The organism is Bacillus cereus group sp. BcHK124 (assembly GCF_027712065.1).
Taxonomy (GTDB): domain Bacteria; phylum Bacillota; class Bacilli; order Bacillales; family Bacillaceae_G; genus Bacillus_A; species Bacillus_A pacificus.
On the sequence record NZ_JAQFPJ010000013.1, the window covers coordinates 26,870 to 47,451 of the forward strand.

The following is a 20,582-nucleotide window of genomic DNA, read 5'->3' on the forward strand; positions in this document are numbered from 1 at the left end:
ACACAAACATTGATTTATAAAACTGCATTTGTTCCTCTATTTTGTTTATTTTGACTTTTGGATAGCACCACATGCCCATCAACTTAAGAATTTAGAATTACCCCAAAATGAAAAAAATAAGCTTTTTGTTACTTAATAACGGTGTGTCTGTAGCCCTAAAAGGGGCATTTAATTATTAGAATATAATTATTACATTATCGCATACAGTAAAACATATATTTAATAATAGGAAACAGGATTAATACCTTAGCTAAATTTAAATGATTCGTACTATATCTATCAAGAAAAACCTATTCAAGATTAATTAAAATTCAATTATCTGAGCTTTTTTCAAATCAGCAAACCATTCACCTATTATATCGTTATGATGCTTAATAATTTGGGATGCCGATAATAATGTAGTGTCATATGTACTATGCCCATCTTCAACAAGAGTAACATCATACCCTAAGCTATATGCACGTCGACACGTCGCATCTATACATATTTCAGACTGAACGCCTGTAATCACAATGTGTTCGATGTCCCTTTTATTCAATTCTTGTTGAAGACTTGTTTCATGAAATGAATCAGGGTGGTTTTTTTCAAGAACGATATCTTCAGATAGTGGAGCTACAGATTCATGAATTGCCCATTCCGGATTTCCATGCTCTAATAAAGATCCTGTTTTCCCATTAAACTTCATGTAAAAAATAGGCGCTTGGACAGTACGAGCTTTATGGATTAACAATTGAATGTTTTTTAATAATTCAATTCCTTTATATAGCATTCTTTCTTCTTTAAATGAACCCACTTGTACATCTATAATAAGCAATGCTGCATAGCCTTTTATCATAAACGACCACCTCACATTTTGATTAAAATCATACAAGTAAAATATGTATAAAATAAGTATCCATTTTTAAAGTATCCAAAATGGATAGAGAATATAAATATGTGGAATCATGAATTTTTTTATCTTCAAGCTAGAAATGAATACATTAATAAAGTTTGTATTGCTTAATGTAGCCTAGAGGTGTTTGAATGTAGTGAATTTCGCACGTACAGTGTTAAGTGGCGCAAAAGATGGAGATAACTTCAAAGTCTTACCTATCGCAACGATGGGGATGAAGAATGACCATAAATAGAACCTGTTGTTTATAACAGGTTCTAATCAGAGTTATAGGCTCAATTACAGGAACTACAGATCTACTGGGGGGTAGTGTAATTCCTGATTAAAATTAAGATATGTTAAAAAATTTTAAATATGATTAATCAAATGATAACTAAACAAAATCGTTATTTTAAAGTGACTCAAAAAAGAGCACAGATATAAATGTGCTCTTAGAGAGGTAGGTTAAGTATCCTATTGGCCATTGTTCAAAGTTAATATATGTACGTTTAACTAAAAAGTGAAAAATAAAAACAGGATAGTTAGAAAAAAGCTAACTGTTTCATTGCAACTTGTAAAAAAGAATGTGGGAGGTTCAAAAAAGAAACTATATATAATTATACAAGTAAAACAGAATTGTACAGCATGAAAAGGAGCACTACATAAGTGAGTGCTCATCGATAAGGAGGTAACTTTTTTAGCTAAACACCCTTCTTAAAGAATATGCTGGAAAAGTGGGAAATAAAACTAAAATATAGTAACTAATGATGTTATGAATAACAATTTATAGGGAGAGGTTTAATGTTGTTATTATTTAAATAATAAAGCAGCTAGCTCAATGAACTAACTGCTTTATTGTCCAACAATAACGATACCCACAATACGTTGTAACTTAAAGTTACAACTATAGTATAAACGGAATTAAAAATATTATGTAAAATTAAAAGTGAGCTAAATAAGGAAACTAAAAAGAGCACTAGGTACAAGTGCTCTTTAAAAGAAGACCCTATGAGTTAATAGCTACATATCCGTAATATATGATGACAAACAAGTTAATATAAAAGAGCATTCAGCAGAAAACTAACTGCTCATTCCTAGAAGAAAAGGAAAAACAAAATTAAAGAAGTCACTGTGAATTCAAGCTGCATCAGCCCATCTATAGCATTGGACATAATGAATAGAAACAATAAGGTCATTAAAACTCACTTATAAAAACGTAAAGGAGGCACTGCTTAAATTGTAGTATCTCCTTTTAAAAAAGTTAAGTTCAGCTTTACTTCTGAAATCAAAACAGATAATAAAGTTGTTTATTTCCTTGTGAAACTAAAGCTACCATATAGTTGAATAATATAAATTGTTTTATTCGAATATATAGTTTTAACATTGACTTTCCGTCCTTATCCAATAACGGAGTAAATTCCCCTGCATATCCACTCAACTAAATAAATGATGAATTCCTATTTCTTTATCTACCATTATTACTCGTGAACACATAATTTAGAATTTTATTCGGAAAAACTCAAAAAGGCAGCTAGAAAAAACTAACTGCTCTAGTAAATACTATGAATACAATGTTTATTCGTATTCAAACTTGGATTACCTATATTGTTAACATGCCCTAAAAATTTATTCAATAAAAGAGCAGTTAGCCCAGTCTAACTGCTCGATGCAGAGGTATTGTATGCCGAGTTATTGATTTTATTCAAGGAATAAAGAAATTGTATTTATTTGAAAAATATAGTTGAAGAATTTTATAGAGAAAATGTAGCAAATTCTATATTACAAGAGATACAAGGTGTAGCTCCAATAGAAGACAGAAGTACGAAGACCTAAACAACTTTCTGAACCAAATTTTAGTAAGGCTTCAACTAATTTAACTGCATTTGAAACAAAACTAAATAGTAAAACCTAATTAAATGTGAAATTCAACTAAAATTTAATTCTACATAAGTAACAAAAGATATTCATGAAAATGGATACTTTCTCTTCTAAAAAGTATCTATTTTATGTCCATGTACAAGTGTAGAAAGACATAAAAGTCTAAACTAAAATCTCACAAATAATTGTTGATAAATAGTAATTACCATATAGCAATAGGATTTGTAAATAATAATCAAACCACATACCTAAAATCTCGAAGATTATACTTTAATGAAAAGAATTCGAGGACTTTTTGCAAAGTACGAAAAATTAGAACGTGAACTTAAAGAAGTTAAATATTGCTTGTTGAAAGCAATATTTGTAGCACATAAGATTAATACGTAAAGCAATTATCTTTATATAATCTTGATATGAATTTTACTTTGTCTTTCTATAAATATGATTTTATCTAAATATAAACAAATTACACTCTCCTTATAAAGCATCGAGGAGAGATAATGATGAATCCATTTAGAAAAACAACCCTGTTTGTATTTACACTATCAGTATTAAATACAAACATTGGTATGTCACATGGTGATATTCCTATATTTACTAAAATACAACCTGCAATACCACAAGAGGAGAATGCAAAATCAGAAGTAGAATATATGAGAAATGAATCAGTAGAATCAGAAAAGGTACTTGAAAAAGAAAATAGGCCCATAGAGCAAGAAAAAGTGATAGTAAGGCCATTGGATGTGCCGCTGATTCTACAAAAACCAGAATTAATGAGAGGTTGTGAAGTAACGAGCCTTGCTATGGTGTTGCAATTTTCAGGTGTACAAGTCGATAAGATGGAACTCGCTGCAAAGATAAAGTCTGTACCATTTCAGGGAAAGGGTATAAAGGGGAATATGCACAAAGGGTTTATTGGGGATATAGCTACATTTGATAAACCTGGACTAGGTGTTTATGTAGAGCCGATTTTAGAATTGGCAAAGGAGTATGTTTCAGAAGAGAAAGTGAAGGATCTAAGTCACAAAGAACCTCAGCAAATATATGAGGCGATAGACAGAGGGCAACCTGTATGGGTATTAACAAATGCCCGTTTTAAACGGTTACCTGATGATGAATTTTATACATGGCGTACAGATGCAGGAGAAATGAAAGTGACATATCACCAGCATAGTGTCGTTGTGACCGATTATGATGAACAATATGTATATATTAAAGATCCACTAAAGAAGGACAAACACAGAGCAATTGATCGGAATAGTTTTGAACAAGCCTGGATTCAAATGGGAAGACAAGCGATGACAGTTTCAATGTAAAACGAACGTAGATTGGATGAGAATAGAGATGAAAAAAGTTTTAATAGTTGAAGATGAACAGATTATCCGAGAGACTGTAGCCCATTATTTCTCGCATGATGGATATGAAGTAATTACAGCGGAAGATGGTCAAATTGGGCTAGATTTGTTTGCTGAACAAGAGCATAATATCAGTTTAGTTATTTTGGATATTATGCTCCCATTAATGGATGGATGGTCAGTGTGTAGACGTATTCGAAAGAATTCTAATGTTCCTATTATCCTATTAACGGCACGAAGTGATGAAGATGATACGTTACTTGGATTTGAACTTGGGGCAGACGATTATGTAACAAAACCATTTAAACCGTCTATTTTATTAGCGAGAGCAAAACGTTTGTTCAAAGATACAAATCAACAAGTACAATATCAGGACTGTATTAATTTATGTGGTATTCGCTTAGATAAATCAGCACGTTCTGTTTCAATAGATGGACAAAAAATAGATTTTACACATACAGAATATGAAATTTTACACTCTTTAATGCAACACAAGGAACAAGTACTATCAAGAGAGCAGTTAATCACAAATATTTGGGGATACGATTATGATGGAGATGATAAAACACTAACTGCACATATGCGTAATGTACGATTAAAACTTGGTGAGAAAGCAAAACACATTATTACAGTTGTTCGTACGGGTTATAAATTTGAGGTAGAAAAATGATGAGAAAGAAGATTGTGTTTCAGTTATTTTCTCTTACCTTTTTACTATGTTGCATGATTATCGCAGCTATCTTTTTCGGACAAATGTATGTGATGAAATACTTATATATAGATAAAGAAAAAGAAAATGTTCAGAAGCAATTACAACGGTACTATACATTTTATGAAGCTCATAAACAGGATGAAAATACACTCCAGAGGAAGGAACTCTCGTATGCTAATCAGCAGGGTATTATGATTGCTAGGCTCGATAAAGAAGCCAATATCAAGAAATTACCATCAGGAGATCATTATATAAAAACAGTTGATAAAAATGATTCGAGTCGATCCTCTAAGGTTGTGTTTAATAATTTAATCAATGCAAAGAAAGATATGGATCCTAATTTCAGTATATTAATTACAAGTTTACTCAATAAAACGACTAAACTAGCTATCATGGATACAGTAAGTAAAAGATCGAATAAAGACATAGTGATTCCTACAACATTGAGAATAAAAGGTTATGATGGAAATTTTGTTGCACCTACTTATTATCAGATTGATAAATATATGATGTCTGGTGCTAAAAATGGTATGAAGGTTTTTTCAAAAGAAGAAAGTGAGAAATATTATTTCTTAGAGGGAATTGTAACAGAGATAAATTTCCCAGTTTACTTCAATTCAAAAATGAATAATACATTGTATAGTAATGAGGTGTTTGCAAATCGTATTTTGCAATTTCAATCGGAATGGATCAGCGATAAAGTGAAATTACAAGGAGACGAATGGGTTCAGAATGAAATCAGTATAGATGGAATCAAGTATCTAGAAACGATAAAACCACTCATGCAAAATGGACAAGTAAATGAATTCATTTATACATTGTCTTCGTTACAACCGATTACAAAAGTGACAGATGTAATGAGTGATTATTATATATATATTATAGCATTTGTGCTGATTCTATCGCTGGTTGTATGTTTATATTATTCAAGAATTATTACCAAACCATTACTAAAAATTAATGAAGCAACGAAAAAAATAATGCAATTTCAATTTCAAGATAAGCTTTCTATCAAATCAAAAAATGAAATTGGTGAGCTTTCCTCTAATATTAATCAACTCTCAGAAAGAATGGAAGGATATATCAATCAGTTAAAAACAGACTTAGAAAAAGAGAAAAAATTAGAACAGACACGAAAAGATTTCATTGCAGGCGTTTCGCATGAATTAAAAACGTCACTCAGTGTCATGCAAATATCTGCATCTATGCTGCAAGATGGAATCGCGCCTGAAATGAATCAATATTATTGGGAAGCATTAGAAAAAGAAATAGAGAAAATGAATGTGTTAATAGATGAAATGTTGAATTTGGCTAAATATGAATCCGGAACGTACCAAATACAGATGGAGCAGGTTAATATAGGGAATTTAATTCAAAAGGCAGCAAAAGATTTACAAGTTCAAATTAAAGAAAAATCACTACACATCAAATTAAATATAGATAATGTTTGTGTTAAAGGTAAAACACATCTGTTAGAACAGGTCATAACAAACTTGTTTACCAACGCGATTCGCTATACAGATGCGAATCGAACCATTGTGATAGATGTAAACGAGAAACAACATGACGTATATATAGGGTTTGAAAATAAAGGGGCACATATAGCAGAAGAAAACATAGATAAAATATGGGATCAATTCTATAGAGTGGATAAATCAAGAAAAAGAGTATATGGTGGAACGGGTCTTGGACTTTCAATTGTAAAAAATATATTAGATTTACATAATGTAAAGTACGGTGTAACTAATACAAAAGATGGGGTATTGTTCTACTTCCATTTAGAAAAATGGGATACAAAGTAGTAAGATGTAACATTGATATTATAGATTTTACTGTGGTGTTAAAGGCGATTTACATTCATATAAATTATTTTTAAAAAGGTGCGGAGTCAACTGAAATGTACCCTTTAAAATGGACAGTTTAATAAAAAAAAACTGAAAAATCAAGCCCGGAAAAGATGGTTCCGATATTCAATCGGAATCATCTTTTTTAATGTTCACTGATAACGATTATAATTATACCCCTCCATCTATTAATGGTATCTTTAGTAAAGTTGAAGAATATGTAGGCTAAAGCGTCCATAGCGTTGCTTTTTTTGGTTATATAAGGGTAATATCATATAGGAGTAGAGGCCATGCATATTTGCACCAGAACCGGTTAAAATTAAGGTGGTTCAGTTAGAGAAAGGAACTTTATGGTATCATTTTAGCGAGTTTATTTATATTAAACTATATAAATAAGAAGTTGCATAAAGGTAAGTAAATATTATAATTGATTTTGAACCATTTAATCCAACAATAAATGACATAGCGATCAAACTTACTATGGTACTTTTTATACCGTTATTCTTAGCCTTGCTTATCAAAGTCATACTTATGAAATTTATGAGAGAATCGATTGCTGGCAGACTAGCATATCTATCTTGTCTATTTTTTATGTACTATGTATTTAAATTTGTTACAGAGTAGAAAGACATCTTAGGATGTCTTTTCTTTATAAATAACAGTAATGTAGTATTTAAGCCTATACGTTCACACAAGATTACATGTATTTAGTTCTGTATATCAATAAAGTTTTGGAACTTGATTTTCTTATCCAATCAAGTTCCAAAAAACTCTAAACTAAAAACTTATAAAGAATCTTTGATAAATAGCCATTATTATAAATTTTGTAGGTACTTTCATGTCTTAATAACAGGACATGAAAGTCTAAACCTTTTGAACATAGGACAAAAAACTCTAAACTACTTAGCCAGTAATATCTTTAACTTATTTTATTATAATAGATGAAAATAATGATAAAATTATACCTTTTTCCTAATTGCACGTGTGAATATTCTGATACAATAGAATTAAATAAATTTAAAGTTAGGGTGAAACGTAATGTGGGATAGTCATTTCCATGGTACTCCAAGTAAAGTGATAGTTGAAGAGATTTCTTCGGAAAACAATAGTGATAAAACTTTTAAAGTTGGACAAATATATTCACATCCATTATATGTTTATAAGCTAGAAATTTCTAAAATTGAAGCGTATAAAGGTGAAAGTTATAGTTATAGAAATGCTTCTATATTTGTAAAGCCTTGCTTTTTTAATAGGGAAAATGAAATTGTTAAATTAGATGAGTATGAGATGACTACAGAAGAATTGAACGCAGACAAATGGTGGATTGAATCAGAAAAGTAGAGGTGAGAATACTATGATTAATTTACTTATAAATACAGGTCTTTCTAAAAAGCTGTTAAGTGAATGGCATCCTATCAAGAATGGTCACTTGAATCCTGAAGATATTACATATGGAAGTTACGAATATATTTGGTGGGAGTGCTCTGAGGGACATGTTTGGGGATCAACTCCTAATGATAGGCTGAAAGTTGAAGATGAGCTTTGTCCAAAGTGTATGAAGAAAAAGCAGCAGCTAGATAAATTAAACAATGTTAATAAAATAGAAGCTAAATCACTTAGATGTATTGATCCAGATTTATCTAAGCAATGGAATTTCAAAAGAAATGCAGATGTAACACCTGATAATGAGATGATTGATGAAGAGAATTGGAATGTTAGATGGTGGATATGTGGTAAGGGTCATGAGTGGAAGGAGTCTGTTAGAAGTAGACTTCATGATAAAACTGTGTGTCCATACTGTTCAAATAAGAAAGTTTGCAAAGACAACTCATTAGCAACAATGTATCCAGAGATAGCAAAGGAGTTTTGTATCTTTGACACATGTTATCGGCAGAAATTCCGAAATCCATATGAGGCAATTTATACTTCAAATGAAGAAGTAATGTGGGTTTGTAAAGAAGGTCATATGTGGAGAGAAAAAATAAATTTAAGAGTGAAAAATGGTAAGGGATGTAGAACTTGTGAAAAGTATCAACAGTCAATTGCTCTTCATAACCCAGAAATAGCAAAAGAATGGCATCCTACAAAGAATAAAGAAGTATATGGTGTAACAACACCAGAGGAGACATCTACCAGATGTAACGAAAGAGCATGGTGGATTTGTGGTAAGTGTGGACATGAATATAAAGCAATGGTCAAAGCTAGACATGAAGGGGCTGCAAAATGTCCGTCATGTTATCCTCCAGAACCAAGGGTAAGAAAAAAGAAAAGAGAAGCTTTATTTCAAACTTATAATAAGATGGAAGATAATAGGGTTATCTTTGAGAAGAATTTAAGAGGAAAATTTAAAGATAGTGAAGGATAGCTTGAAATCTTTTTTCAAATTTGTGCTGGGAAGCTAAAAAACTAAAAAAGTGTCCTTTTTGCTTTTTTAGTTTTTTACATTTTATTTTGTGGAAATGAATTTAAATAAAAGCACCTATAAATCTCTAAGGTGCTTATTTTACTATATCTAGACCTTGCTATTTTGTGTAGCAAGGTCTTTTATTATATGTTCTATTTATAAAGTGAATTTAGTACGATAGAACATTTTCAATACTCCTAGAAATCATAGCAGTGCTTTTTTGTTATAAAGGATAATATTATATAGGAGTAGAAGCCATGCATATGACAAAAAAGAACAATTTCGGTAGGAATCCTGATTGTTCCCTGAAATGCGTCTTATATTTGCAAAAGAACCGGTTAAAATTAAGATTGTTCAGTTGGAGGAAGGAACCTTATGGTATCTTTTTAGCGAGTTTATTTGTATAATTTTATTCTTTAAATAGAACGATAAGAGAAAGGTAAGTGAATATTATAATTAATTTCGAACCATTTAATCCAATAATGAATGACATAGCGATCAAACTTGCTATGGTACTATTTATACCGTTATTCTTAGCATTGCTTGTCAAAGTCATACTTATGAAATTTATGAGAGAATCCGTTGCTGGCAGGCTAGCCTATCTATCTTGTCTATTTTTTATGTACTATGTATTTAAATTTGTTACAGAATAGATAGGCATCTTAGGATGCCTTTTTTATAAATAAAAGTAACGTAGTATTTAAACATATACGTTCACACAAGATCACATGTATTTAGTTCTGTAAATCTATAAAACTTTAGTTTGGATTTTCTTGGCCCAAGCTAGTCCCAAAAATGAGAGTTTAGAGTTTCATGCCTTTGTACAGTACATTAAGATAGGAGGGGAGTTTAACTCACATTTCCTCAACTGTTCGTTAAATTCCTATTTAACGAACACTTTATTTTTTAATATATATATTATATAATATTAATTGTATTAACTTATGAAATGTCATGTATCTAAATATAAGCTTTGTTTATTTAGATACTCCTCAAATTCTAATTGTATATAAAATTAAGGAGTGAAAGTAATTGAAACTAACAAGTGCAATTTTAGAGATGGATTCTAACGGAAATATTCGTAAGGAAGATAACATGGCTACAATCATTGCAAATACAGACACAGGTAATTCTATTCGTTTATATTGTAAGATTGATCCAGAGCAGAATACTATTGTTGCTTTTAACACGGCCATTATGGGGATTGTCTGTCCTTGTTGCTATTCAAACACATTTACATGTACTACACTTTATAACAAAAGACATAAGTTACTTCGTGAAGCATATGAACTTTTAAACGAAAACCATGCTATTGGTTTAAAATTACTTTATGACCATTTTGGAGAATTAATAGTTGAATAAATTTAACAATACAGTAGTTCACTATTCAATAGCACATATAATGTAATAAAAAGCATTAGGTTGACAATAACTTTATTACATAAACTATTCGTTAAATTATGTATTTATTTGGATCCTTGTCGTTTTATATATTAAAGTAAAATTATTTATTATCGCTCCGTATGTATTTGTTAAAAAAATTCATTTCAGAAAAACCTTTAAAATTACTTATTTCTTCTATTCATAAAACATCTTCAATGATATAACAATTTAGAAAATGCAAGAATGTGCATGGATAATAAAGTTGTCTAAATTACAATAAAGCCTTTTAAAAATAGAATAGTTATTTAACAGGCTGGGCTGAATTAGGATTTTATGCCCTCTATTTTATTTTGTGCTATTCAATAAAAAGGAATATTGTAACATTTCTTGTTAAAAAAAGGGCTGTATGCAGGAGGAGTTAATTAAATGTTAGGATTACCCTGTAGTAAAGTTTTTTAGTTTTTTTGACTAAGGAATAGGAGGTAGAATTCTTAAAAGAGAAAAAATTAATTGAAAAACAAATTGGAGAATACATTTTGGCAATACACCCTATTGTGAAAGTACTGTCACTCCAAACTTGAGTGCAAAACCTAATATTAATATTGCACTTGAATTAAAGAATTTTGAAAATGGTTTGAAATGTATCGCTAAGTTAGAACAGCTATATTATGGGTATAGAAAAAGAAAAGGTGTATTACTTGAAAGATATTATTTTAACTAAGGAGAACCGAGAACATATCAAACCATATGTATGAAAAGGGTAATAAATATTTAATTGAGCAATTGTGTTTTAGAGATTACTTATGAAATAATAAAACCGCTCGAATTGAGTATGAGCAGTTAAAGACTCAATTCGAGCGGGATAATCCCGATAATAAATATAAGTATAAGTATTTAGATGATAAAACAAACTTAGTTAAATCTGTATTCGCTAAAATAACTAATTAAAAAGGAGGCTATGTGTAACTAATCACTTTCCAAATTTAAATAGCTTTATTTTTCATGAAATATCGTTTTATGAAAGCATTAAAGCAATTTTTAAACAAATACAATAATCGCCTATCAAATTTATTGATAGGCGATTATTGTATTTCTAAGAACAAAATTAAAAAACTTTATTATTTCTACACAAAAAAGATTCTTATACATTTGTAAGGTAAGAAAGTAGATTGTTTTGTTTTTATAAACGATTTACAACTTCAAGTAAAAGAGCCTTGCTACATACTATTGTACAAAGACTCTTTTATATTTACTCAAATCTACTCACACTTTAAATAAAATGGTTTAATTCAACTTTACTAAAGCTCTATTAGTAATAGATAAACAGTATTATTTTTCAATAATATCTTCTAACGTAGGTAATGATGGGATAGCACCATAATTCATACATGTAATTGCTCCCACTTTGTTTGCAAATTTAACAAAAGTGTGTATTTTTTCTGAGTTTACATCAAATATATTTTCTTCCTGCGCAAATTGATAGAGCATAGCTCCTACAAAAGCATCACCTGCACCTGTTGAATCTACTTGCTTTACAGTAATCGAAGGAATAAGTACTTCCCCTTCATTTGTTGCAATAAGTGTTCCTTGTTTTCCAAGCGTAATGGCAACAGCATTTGCACCTGTTGCAAGTAAAAATTTTGCAGCATTAATCATATTTGTTTCTTTTGAAAGCATTATCGCTTCCTCTTCACTTACTTTTACGAAATGAGCTTGCCCAATGAAAGATAAGCAATCCTTAGAAAATTGCTCCTTATCTGTAATGAGTGTATCACGATAGTTTGGATCAAATGAAATGAAGTGATTTTGATCTTTAGCGTATTGAAATAAATTAAAATATGTTTCTTTCAAGTTACCAGGTAATAAAGCTGTTGCAGAACCAAAATGAATAATATCATTCATTTTCATCTTAGAAAAATCAATTTGTTGAAAATGATATTCTCCATCTGCACCACGCATGAATGTAAAATCACGTTCCCCGTGTTGGTCAATGGAAACGAATGCTAATGTTGTTTGTTTTTCTTTTACAAGCATAGAAGTATCAACATTATTTTCTTGTAATGTTTTTTCAAGAAATGTCCCAAAAGAATCATTTCCAACTTGCCCCATAAAGGAAGCCTTACCACCTAATTTTGTAATTGCCGCCGCAACATTTGCTGGGGCACCTCCCGCTTTCTTTTCAAAATATATACCTTCACTTAAAGATTCATTGTTGCAACAAATAAAATCAATTAACAATTCTCCGATGCAAAAAACTTTCTTCATTCTAAACCTCTCCCAAGTTTGTATTGTGTAATTTGAAATTCCATCTTTTCATCTGCGAAAAGTGAGATGCCACTTTCTAAATCTTTACGAGGAAACACACGTGATGTAAAGACAGTGTCTCCATCACATAAGAAAACTTCAACAATACTTTGATCAACAAAAATCTGCATACTCATCGAATCTTGAATTTGAATTTGTTTGCAACGTGTATAACCGTACTCTCCACCAAAACGATGTTGAAAATTTCCACGTTCAACTGAAACAGTTCCCTTTTCACGATGAAAAGTAATAGGGAATGATTCTTCCTCATGATGAAATAACGAAATACCGAAGACATTAGCCTTTTCCACTTGTAGTTGTACTTCTAATTCGTAAGAGCGTTCTTTAAGGAGGTCTAATAATACACATGTTTCATTCTGCACACAACCTGATATAGACTTTGAAGATGTACGCAATTCTTTCAATTCAGAAACAGGTCGTTGCTTTAATATATTCCCTTCAAGAGTAAGCTCACGAGGAATAGTTAAACAATGTGCCCACATGAAATCATCTGAAGGGTATGATATTTCACTGGATCCCGCCCAGGCAAACATAATGCGTCTTCCATTGGAATCTTGTAATGTTTGCGGTGCATAAAAATCAAATCCTTTATCTAATTCATTATAAGACTCAATATGAAAATATAAATTCTCTAAATCTAGTGTTCCAACTGCATAAATGACATTATAAACATTTTGGTAACTATCCCCTTTTCCTTCAAGTCCTTGTGGGGAGAAAACCAAGATGTCTTTTCCATCTAAATGGAAAAAATCAGGACACTCCCACATGAAACCAAAATCCTTCAAGTTAGTTTGTAGTTCTCCATATAGTTCCCAACTAAACAAATTTTTTGAGTGATAAATGAGAAGTGTTCCTGTCTCATTACTCCGTTGTGCCCCAAGGAGCATATAATAGCACCCATTATGCTCCAAAATTTTAGGATCACGAACATGCCTAGTATATCCAGCTGGGACTCCTCGAATAATCGGATTATATGCTATTTTTTCTATTTCATATTTGTTATTCATAAGAGCCAGACATTGATTCGCATTACTGGAGCCATCGTCATATTTTACATTTCCGGTATAAAATAAATGAAGTATATCATTTTTCACAAAAGACCCACCAGAATAAGCACCATGTGATTCGTAATCTTCTGTTGGCGTAATGGCCACAGGCATACGCTCCCAATGAATGAGATCTTTCGACTTTACATGCCCCCAATGCTTCATTCCATGAATCGGAGCAAAAGGATACCACTGATAGAATATATGATATTCATCGTTATAATAAGATACACCGTTTGGATCATTCATTAATCCATATGGAGGATGAATGTGGTAGATTGGCTTCCAAGAGTCTTGGTTTGCAACTTTTTCAAGTGAAGTCAATTCACCTTCTTTTGCATCCTGTATTTTTCTATATTTACTCATCAGGTATTCACCTCAAAATATTAATTCTTTTCTTTATATAAAATAATTGTTGCTACAAAAGCTGTAATTACCGCAATCACAAAACCAATTATATAATGGACTGCATTCATTACCCCTAATGGAACTACAATCGTAAGCATTGGAATTCCTGTTAAACCGTAAGCATTTGCTGCAACATTCATAAACACAACATATGCTCCGCCTAAAGCTCCACCAATTCCCGCACCAATAAATGGTTTTCCTAATTTTAAATTCACACCAAAAATTGCCGGCTCTGTAACACCCAAAAATGCTGATATTGCAGACGGAATTGCAATTCCCTTTGTTTTGGTATTCTTTGTTTTAAAGTAAACAGCTAGGGCTGCTCCACCTTGTGCAACATTGGCCATTGACCATATCGGGAGTAAAAAATTCACACCAATTTCTTTATTTGCAAGCAATCCGGCTTCAATTGCGTGGAAACTATGGTGTAAACCTGTTAATACAATAGTTGAATATAAACCACCGAAGATAAAACCAGCTATTGGTCCTGCAACTTCGTATACAGTATTTAAAATGTAAGTAATTCCATCACCTATCTTATAACCCGCAGGACCAATAATAATGAGCGATAGAAAACCTGTAATCATAACTGTTAAAAAAGGTGTAATTAATAAGTCTAAAGTATTTGGTACATGTTTTCGTAATTGTTTCTCTATAACACTCATAACGTATACACATAATAAAACTGGAAGGACTGTACCTTGATAACCAATCATATCAATATCCATACCAAGAAAATGTAAAACTGTTGGCTTCGCATTTACAAGTGTCCAAGGGTTCGTTAATGCAGGATGAGTTAAAATCCCACCAATTACAGCTCCTAAGAAAATATTACTACCAAATTCCTTTGCAGCACTAACACCAAGTAAGATTGGTAAAATTATAAAAGTAGCACCTGAAAATATATCAAATAATTGAATCATAGCATGATCAGCCGGCACCACTTTAAACGCTTTCAACATTCCTAGTAGACCCATTAATAAACCGCTTGCTACAATTGCCGGGATGATTGGCACGAAGATATTAGATAAAACTTTTGCTAATCGAACAATTGGATTCATATTTTTCTTTACGACTCTTGTATCTGTTTGCGAATTGATTTGAGATGAGCCAATAAGATTTGCAAAAGGTTCATATACCTTGTTAACAAGTCCCGTTCCGAAAATAATTTGATACTGCTCACCTGTAGAGAATGCACCTTTTACCCCTTCAATGTTTTCGATTTCTGTTTGTATTACTTTTGAGTCATCCTTTAAAACGAGGCGGAGACGTGTTGCACAATGCGTTGCACTTACAATATTTTCTTTTCCGCCAATATGCTGTAATACACTGTTAGCAATTGCTTTCATATCCATCCGAAATCCTCCTAAATATTTATGGAACCGGTTCCGTAAATATTCAAAATAGGAGACAGGTTTTTAAATGTAAAAAAATCCTGTCTTAACCTTACCGGAATGGAACCGGTTCTACAATAGATTATAGAGCGCTTTCACACTTTGTCAACACTTTCTCGAATTTTCAATTCATATTTTGAACTGATTATTTTTGGTACTTCCTTGTTCTCAACTAATTGTATAATAGATGTCGCTGCAACAGTACCAGTGTAATGGTAATCAAACGAGACGGTTGTTAAACTAGGATGAATCATCTCTGAAATATCATATCCTCCAAAACCAGTAACTGATATATCTGCTGGTACAGAAAGCTTCCTTTCATGAATCACCTTAATTGCCCCAATTGCAATATTATCTGTTGCACAAACAATAATAGTTGGAAACTGATTATTTAAAATGTCTGATACTTGTTTCATAGCATCTTTCACTTGAAATGTTGTCTTATAGTATGTAACATTGCATGATGGGGCAAACTTTTGAACTGCTTTTTGAAAACCTTGTTTTCTTTTTATACCTACCGAAACATCTTCTTCCGTCACTCCTACATATGCAATATCACAATGTCCTTGGGATAAAATATAAGATCCCAATTCAAATGCTGCTTCAAAATCATTGTGAATCAAACAGTATTGATTTTCGTATTGCTGGCCAACAAACAAAATAGGAATTTGTAACTTACACAAAATTTTATTGTGCTGAGCAGTTAATTTTGTGGTTAATAAAATGATACCAGCTACTTTTTGCTTTACAAAGTTTTCAATTGCTTCTATCTCTATTTCTTGGCTTTGGCTTGCGTTTGCAACAAGCATTTGATAGCCATGTTCGCGAAGTGAGATATCGATTCCGATAAGTGTTTTTGTTGTTGCAAAAGAATCTAACCGAGGGACGATTACTCCAATTAAATTTGTGGTTTTCGCTTTTAAACTCCGTGCAAATGTATTGGGAGAAAAATTTGTTTCTTGAATAATCAATTCAATTTTTTGTTTTGTTTTTTCACTGACGTATCCACCGTTCAAATAACGGGATACAGTACTTTTTGCAACACCAGCTAATTTTGCAATATCTGATATATTATTTGCCATTATTCTCTCCTCACTATCATTATTGATAGATGTATAGAAATTTGTATACTATTTATTAATATTAACTTATAAATAATAAATTTTCATTTATTATTTGAGAACAACTATTTCAGTTAGTTTTTCTCTTTTTTATTTGATTTAATACTTAATACCTCTATACTTTTATTACATAATATTCTAAAGCCTGTTATAAGAACTTTTCTTGTCCCATACCAATATCCATGGCATTTTGCATTACTTCTTGTTTAAATTCATAATCTGTATGAAAAGTTTATGGCTCTACATTACTTTATAATATTTTGATATACTCCATCGCGACATAGTTGAAAGGAATTAAAATAATTTATTATATACTAAACTAAGTACTACTACTTCAATACATTGTTAAATGTTGGAGTAAATAGTTAACTTACAAGATAATCATAGCACTTGTTAAAATTTGGAGATTTTTAATTTCTCATTACTTAAAATCTAGGTATATATTCAATTACTGCTCATTATGCTGCAATGATGTTTCTACTATAAATATAATTTAAACTAATTACCTTTTTGAGACTAGATTTCAGTTTATCCCTTAATCTATCGAATACTATAATTCATGTTATGTTTACTAACTGATTGGATAATAGTGATCCCGCCACATGCCCATCAATTTAAGAAGAGTAAACACCCCTAAATTGAAAAAATAAGCTGACTTCTCAGAATAACTAACTATAGAGAAAGAAAATTTTCATTTAGAGGGTACTTCAAAACCTTAACTTAATAGTAATGTGATGCTACACCTAGTTGAGATAGAATATCAGCATCCAATAGTTCGTTAAAAGTGTATTTAACGAACAGTTTGATGGATTTCATAGAATTGAGTATAGTAGAGGTATCAATCATATATTGATACCTCTCTTCTTTTTCAAAGACTAGTATGGTATCCATATATGTAATCAAGCTATTTATTAAAATAGTATTCTAGCTCAAAAATTTGAATAGTTAGTTTAAGTATTAGTTTAAAAATTTATTTACATTATTTGATTTGAGGTGTACAACATGAGTAACCAAGAAAAAGAAAAGTTTAAAATCCTAATAGATAAACATAAAAGTAAAATGCCCTGGTATATCATAGAGTATGCAGAAATGAAAACAGCCCTCTCCCCCGCTACATTGTATGCTTACATTACTGAATTTGAAAAGTTTCTAAACTGGCTTATAAGTAATCGATTAGCCGTTGAAAACGGTAAGGTTGTCACTAATATATGTGATGTACCAATTTCAACACTAGAAAATCTACCATTAAATGAAGCTAGAACTTTTCAAAGATATCTCCAGGGAGAAGGTATTGAGACAAGAGCTATTAACAGAACTTTCTCTGCTTTAAAATCTCTATTCAAGTACTTAGCTCAAAACACAGAGAATGAACAAGGGGAAAATTACATCTCACGTAATGTAATGGAGAAAATTGAACTGCATAAGGAGAAAGTAGATGCAGCAGCAAGAGCAGATGACGTTGCAAACATGATATTTAATGAAAAAGATGATGTAGCTTTTCTCCAATTTCTAGCAAATGATTATGGTGAAATGTTGAAAGATATATCACCAAAAAAATATAACTTTTTTCAGCGTGATAAAGAAAGAGACATAGCCATTATAAGCCTTATTTTAGGCACTGGCCTTCGGGTTTCCGAGGTAGCTAGTCTTACTATCTCTAGTATAAACTTCCGTCAGGGTACCGTAAAAGTGACTCGTAAAGGTAATAAAAGATCTTCTATATTAGCCACTCGCTCTTGCTTAGATGATGTTCAAGAATATATAAAGGTCCGCCCTAGTAAATATAACTGTTCTCAAGATGAAGATTTACTTTTCGTAACAAACTATAAAGGGAAATATACGCAGCTAACTGTTAGAGCTATACAGAAGTTATGTGACAAATATTCAAGTGCATTTGATGAGAAGCGTAGCCCTCATAAACTACGACACACATATGCTACAAATCACTATAAAGAAAACAAGGACCTAGTATTATTACGTGATCAACTTGGCCATACTTCTGTAGAAGTTACTAGTATCTATACAAATATAAATAATAAGAAGAAACGTGAAGCTATTGATCGATTAGAAAAAAGACAGTTTGAATAATAAAGGAAAAGCATCCTATTTAGGATGCTTTTCCTTTATTATTCATTATACATATCACAGCTTTTAATCAATTAAAGCAAAATTCAGTTTTAAAATAAAATTTTTAATAGATTTTATTTATTTATTTATTTAAGTAATATATAAATTATCACTATTACTCTTGTTTATTATTTAACTACATGTCATTTTTATTCTTTGTTATCTATATCATTATCAGTTCTATCACGAATGCCTCTTAAATCTAAATAGGTATACGTTTTAGTATTTTCTTTTAAGAGATAATCTACATATTGTTCAATAGACGCTATCTTCCCTAATTCAAAAGCAACTCCTTTAAATTCTTCAAGAAATTTAGATAAATTCACTACAATAAATCTTTTTATTCTCTTATCAAATAAATCTAATTCATTTCTTTCAAAATGATCGTATGCATATCCATAATCTAAAAGTTCAGTTCCTATAACAGAATCCATTCTATTTAATTCATTAAGTACCATGTTCTGTTCATTTTCTGAATATAAATGTGATATTTTAAAAATATTTTGTAAGCTAGGAGCGATTGGTATCGCCTTTCTAAATAACAATGGCCCAAAATTTTTTAATAATATTCTGCTGTTTACTTTTAAATAGAATTCCAAATTTGAAAAAGGTTTGATTTTATAATTTACATATTCTTTCTCATATGCGATAACACTAATTCCTTGCTTTTCAAAAAGCCTATTAATTTTAGGGATTAATGATTCCAAAAAATTCGGTTCTAAAATTTTATGTACTATATCAGAAGTGACATAACCAGTTTTTTTTATATGCTTAATTGTTTCATAATCATTTTTTAATTGAAGCCATTTAACAATTTTACGTGTAACAACATAATCCTTTAGTTTGTTTTCCGTTTCATAATCCCTCATATTGCTCAAAAAAGAATCCCTTGACTTTAAAAGTTTAGAAATCTTTTTTATATCAGCTTTTCCAACCCGTCTTTTTAAATAGTTATTATATATCTCTTTTAATTCACTCCCAATATCAAGGTACTTATTCTCTAAAAATTCAGGAATTAAGACGTGATACTTTTCTAATTCAGATTCCCATGACGATACTATTTTTTCTATACCAGGAAATTTTAATGTTAAACTCTGAATACGAGATTGTCGGTGTGCACGTCTCATAACTTCTGCTTTAGTCAGACCAGAAGGATATTCTAATGAATGAAATGCTGTTATACATTTACTTCCCACATTCATTTTCATTCCATTAAATTGATTTTTGATATGAAAAATTAATTTATTTTTCTGCTTACACAATGTACATTTTTTCCTTTTTTTCTCATCTTCAATAATCTCATAAGGATTTACATCACCAATCCACTCATCTCTGCACTGATTTATAACATTTGCTAATGTATCATTAAATAAAATAATTTCATCCTTTGTAAAATAATTAAACCCTTTATCAATTTCATTGGACGGACTATCCAAATACGTATATGCTAATTTATACAGAGATTGAGCATTTTGCTTTGCATATTGACTATATATTAATAATGCACGATTATTTCTATTAATGAATAGATTTCTTGCATTTTTTGATAAAGTATAACCTTCTTGCAATGAAACAATTTTAGAATTTATCAAATAATCAAACCACCCTTTTTTTGTATTAATAACCTTAATTTTACCATAAAATCTAATTAATTTTCAAATAATCAGATTTTAGTTGCGTTGAATTTTTAAATTTCTTCAAATTAAACATTAAT

Annotated in this window: 14 protein-coding genes and 1 pseudogene; 9 read left to right on the top strand and 6 right to left on the bottom strand. The window is 30.8% G+C overall.

The genetic code is table 11. The annotated features are described in order from the left end of the window. Positions 1-304 precede the first annotated feature (304 nt). Positions 305-835 carry a cysteine hydrolase family protein gene (locus tag PDK19_RS18325; protein ID WP_000589748.1) on the bottom strand — a complete coding sequence of 177 codons (531 nt, stop codon included), beginning with the start codon at positions 833-835 and terminating at the stop codon, positions 305-307. Between the two features lie 2,414 nt (positions 836-3,249). On the opposite strand from PDK19_RS18325, the gene PDK19_RS18330 reads away from it, so the two are divergent. The 8 genes and pseudogenes from PDK19_RS18330 (at position 3,250) to PDK19_RS18365 (ending at position 11,395) form a co-directional block, all read left to right on the top strand. Then, on the top strand, positions 3,250-4,065 hold the full coding sequence (locus PDK19_RS18330) for a C39 family peptidase (RefSeq protein WP_046647181.1): 816 nt from the start codon (positions 3,250-3,252) through the stop codon (positions 4,063-4,065). A gap of 28 nt (positions 4,066-4,093) precedes the next feature. Continuing rightward, positions 4,094-4,774 (top strand): response regulator transcription factor, encoded by a 681-nt coding sequence (locus tag PDK19_RS18335; protein WP_000756749.1) that lies wholly within the window; start codon positions 4,094-4,096, stop codon positions 4,772-4,774. Further along, positions 4,774-6,618, top strand: a complete 1,845-nt coding sequence (locus PDK19_RS18340; RefSeq protein ID WP_046647183.1) for a sensor histidine kinase — start codon at positions 4,774-4,776, stop codon at positions 6,616-6,618. Before PDK19_RS18335 ends, PDK19_RS18340 begins: the two co-directional genes overlap by 1 nt. A 1,080-nt stretch (positions 6,619-7,698) precedes the next feature. Further along, positions 7,699-8,001 (top strand): hypothetical protein, encoded by a 303-nt coding sequence (locus PDK19_RS18345; RefSeq protein ID WP_000263523.1) that lies wholly within the window; start codon positions 7,699-7,701, stop codon positions 7,999-8,001. Between the two features lie 13 nt (positions 8,002-8,014). Further along, positions 8,015-9,025, top strand: coding sequence for a zinc-ribbon domain-containing protein (locus PDK19_RS18350; RefSeq protein WP_000609152.1), 1,011 nt, complete (start codon positions 8,015-8,017; stop codon positions 9,023-9,025). A gap of 482 nt (positions 9,026-9,507) precedes the next feature. Beyond that, complete coding sequence (locus PDK19_RS18355) at positions 9,508-9,717, top strand: hypothetical protein (protein WP_001021329.1); 210 nt, start codon at positions 9,508-9,510, stop codon at positions 9,715-9,717. Between the two features lie 379 nt (positions 9,718-10,096). Then, on the top strand, positions 10,097-10,426 hold the full coding sequence (locus tag PDK19_RS18360; RefSeq protein WP_225991072.1) for a hypothetical protein: 330 nt from the start codon (positions 10,097-10,099) through the stop codon (positions 10,424-10,426). 447 nt (positions 10,427-10,873) lie between these two features. Further along, a pseudogene (locus tag PDK19_RS18365) lies at positions 10,874-11,395 on the top strand (GrpB family protein). Between the two features lie 381 nt (positions 11,396-11,776). Here PDK19_RS18365 and PDK19_RS18370 read toward each other — a convergent pair. The 4 genes from PDK19_RS18370 to PDK19_RS18385 all read right to left on the bottom strand — a co-directional run bounded on the left by PDK19_RS18370 (position 11,777) and on the right by PDK19_RS18385 (position 16,702). Then, positions 11,777-12,712 (bottom strand): carbohydrate kinase family protein, encoded by a 936-nt coding sequence (locus PDK19_RS18370; RefSeq protein ID WP_046646349.1) that lies wholly within the window; start codon positions 12,710-12,712, stop codon positions 11,777-11,779. Next, positions 12,709-14,184 carry a glycoside hydrolase family 32 protein gene (locus PDK19_RS18375; RefSeq protein WP_046646350.1) on the bottom strand — a complete coding sequence of 492 codons (1,476 nt, stop codon included), beginning with the start codon at positions 14,182-14,184 and terminating at the stop codon, positions 12,709-12,711. Before PDK19_RS18375 ends, PDK19_RS18370 begins: the two co-directional genes overlap by 4 nt. Before the next feature lie 20 nt (positions 14,185-14,204). After that, positions 14,205-15,581: a sucrose-specific PTS transporter subunit IIBC gene (locus tag PDK19_RS18380; protein WP_046646351.1), complete on the bottom strand. Its 1,377-nt coding sequence runs from the start codon at positions 15,579-15,581 to the stop codon at positions 14,205-14,207. Positions 15,582-15,715: 134 nt separating this feature from the next. Further along, entirely contained in the window at positions 15,716-16,702 is a 987-nt protein-coding gene (locus tag PDK19_RS18385; protein WP_046646353.1) for a LacI family DNA-binding transcriptional regulator, read from the bottom strand. Positions 16,703-17,743: 1,041 nt separating this feature from the next. Between PDK19_RS18385 and xerS the strand changes: the two genes are divergently transcribed. Continuing rightward, a complete protein-coding gene (xerS, locus tag PDK19_RS18395) occupies positions 17,744-18,829 on the top strand; it encodes a tyrosine recombinase XerS (protein WP_046646355.1) in 1,086 nt (361 codons plus the stop codon). Positions 18,830-19,017: 188 nt separating this feature from the next. On the opposite strand, the gene PDK19_RS18400 is transcribed toward xerS, so the two are convergent. After that, positions 19,018-20,460, bottom strand: a complete 1,443-nt coding sequence (locus PDK19_RS18400) for a hypothetical protein (protein ID WP_046648674.1) — start codon at positions 20,458-20,460, stop codon at positions 19,018-19,020. Between the last annotated feature and the right edge of the window lie 122 nt (positions 20,461-20,582).